Origin of the sequence: Amphritea sp. (assembly GCF_050300915.1) — a bacterium.
Classification (GTDB): Bacteria; Pseudomonadota; Gammaproteobacteria; order Pseudomonadales; family Balneatricaceae; genus Amphritea.
The window spans coordinates 1-2431 of record NZ_JBNKYN010000147.1 but is presented as its reverse complement, the minus strand read 5'-3'; the positions used below and the strand labels follow the sequence as shown (position 1 = coordinate 2431).

3 protein-coding genes are annotated in these 2431 nt (G+C 47.5%); all 3 read left to right on the top strand.

Annotation, left to right across the window (positions count from 1 at the left end; all coding sequences use genetic code 11):
- A partial coding sequence (locus ACQY8X_RS20785; protein WP_428037041.1) for a YqaA family protein occupies window positions 1-397 on the top strand: 397 nt, incomplete at its 5' end.
- 87 nt (window positions 398-484) lie between these two features.
- Entirely contained in the window at window positions 485-1264 is a 780-nt protein-coding gene (locus ACQY8X_RS20780) for a hypothetical protein (protein ID WP_428037040.1), read from the top strand.
- Window positions 1265-1745: 481 nt separating this feature from the next.
- Window positions 1746-2431 (top strand): retention module-containing protein (locus ACQY8X_RS20775; RefSeq protein WP_428037039.1); only part of this gene is annotated, 686 nt, incomplete at its 3' end.

Genomic DNA, 2431 nt, shown 5'->3' with positions numbered 1-2431 from the left:
GCTGTTTCTCAGTAGTTTTATCGCGTCAACCCTGTTGCCTGGGGGTTCTGAAGTGTTGCTGGGATATTTGTTAACCCAGCCGGAGTTTCAGCCGCTGTTGTTGTTATCGGTGGCGAGTCTGGGTAACAGTCTTGGCGGAGCGGTGACCTTCGTTATGGGCTGGTGGGTCAGTGTTCGCTGGCCTGCGCGGCGGCCGGAAAAGAGGAGCCAGCAGCGTGCTCTCTCATTGATTCAGCAGTATGGGCCGGCAGTTTTATTACTTTCATGGTTGCCCATTATTGGTGATCCGCTCTGTTTTGTCGCCGGATGGTTTCGCTGCCATCTGCTTCTCTCGCTTGTTCTCATTACCGTGGGTAAAACGCTACGCTATTTATTCATTGTTTTTGCTTTAAGCTGATATAGTTAGCAAGTTCTTCGGATCTTTCTAACGCAATTATCGTGATTTTTGAAGATTCTTCAGATCAGCATTGAGCATGGAGATACTATGCTGAGATCTCGCCGTTTTCGCTCGCTGCGGATAATTATTTTGTTGATTGCCCTGTTTTTGGTGGCGATGAATACCTGGTTATCCAGTGTGCGTATTCAGTCCTGGCAGCGCCCGGTCTGGGTTGTTTTGTATCCTATAAATGCAGATGGACAGGCCGATACTCAGATGTATATTAATGCACTGAGTGCTGAGCATTTCGATGATATTAACCGTTTTTTTGCCCGGGAGGCGGGTCGTTACCAGATAGGTTTAAACCCGGTAACTGAGTTTCATCTTGCACCACCTCTTGACGTGCAACCGCCAGAAATAGATATCCAGGCAGGCCTGGCTGAGCGGGTTTTCTGGAGTCTTAGTATGCGCTGGTGGTCATGGAAGCATGACAACTGGCAAGGGCCCAAACCGGATGTGCGGGTCTATCTTCGCTACTTTTCTCCCAGAGAAAATCAGCAGCTGTCCCATTCGCTGGGATTACAAAAAGGGATGATAGGGTTGGTGAATGGATTCGCCAGTGTTGATTACATGGGAACAAATAACTTTGTTATTGCCCATGAGCTGATGCATACATTCGGCGCATCGGACAAATATAGTCTTGAAACTAACGAGCCAATTTTTCCGGACGGATATGCGGATCCTCAGCAAAAGCCGTTATTGCCGCAAACTCGTGCCGAAGTTATGGCGGGACGGGTAAAGGTCTCCCCGGGCTGGCTGTTGATTCCTAAATCCCTCGATGACGTTATTGTTGGTCCACTTACGGCCAGTGAGATTGGCTGGCGATGATTGTAGATTGTGCATGGTGTTTGTTTTCGGTATTTGGGCATATCTTACAGATGCTCATACTGGGTACAGAGCCGTTTGGTTTATGCTAAGTGGCGGGAATACACTGCACATCAGTGTTATCACTTTATGAGAATTTAATCCTAACTCCTGTTTTATCATAGAGTTAGTAATCTGTATTTAAATGGAGACACTTTTTTTCTGCTATTATCGTTTTGAGGACGGGATTTTAAACGAATATTTTGGATTTTCAGGCTCACCAATATGGGCAGAATATAACGATATTATAGGTGCTTACAGCATTAAGCTTGTGATACTATTTGCAAAATTTTAAACGGATGTTAATGAGTCTGTTGGCTGGTAACTTCAATAATGCAACATTTGAAGTGTAACTAATATGCAACACAATGGTCTTATTTTAGATCTTGATGTCTCGTTTGGTTGAGAATCGAATAATCAGAATAATATCTTCTGGGGGGAAGTCATGGAAAATATAGAAGCTGCCAAAGGAACTGTCGTAAGTGTTTCTGGTGAAGTCGTAGTCGTTGATTCGAAAGGCTCTGAGCACGCGCTTCGCGCTGGCGATAAGGTCAGTGACGGCGATATGATTATTGTTCGCGGGGGTAGTGAGGCTGAGCTTGATCTTGGTAAACCTACCAATGATAAATTGCCAGAAGATACCGCTGCGGTTGTACGGGTTGACCCTGCTACCGGTGAGATTGTTCTGGTTATTGAATCAGTCGGTACTGAACCCGTTGATGTAGCTAGTATTCAGGAAGCCATCCTTGCAGGTCAGGATCCTACCCAGATTCTTGAAGAGACTGCCGCCGGTAACACCCCCCCTACACGTTCCGGGTTTTCTGAATTTCAGTCGGTTGATCGCACCGCAGAAGAGGTTATCGCTAAAGCCGGTTTTGACACCACCCCCGAAGATTGGCAGCGTGACCCTTATGTCGATAACGAAGCAGACTTCCCCGCGCCGCCTTCCCTCTACAGCGTTGCCGATGTTCAGGTAAGTGAAGGTGGTCTGATGACCTTTACCGTCACGCGTACAGGCGGTACTCAGGCAGGCTCGATCGATTTCTCCACCAGTATTGCCGCGGGTGACAGCGCCGAAGCGGATGACTTCACCGCCAACAGCGGTACGCTGACCTTCGCCGCTGGCGAAGT

Coding starts and splice junctions, on each gene's coding strand:
- ACQY8X_RS20780 (WP_428037040.1), top strand. CDS start 485: ATGCTGAGATCTCGCCGTTTTCGCTCGCTGCGGATAATTATTTTGTTG.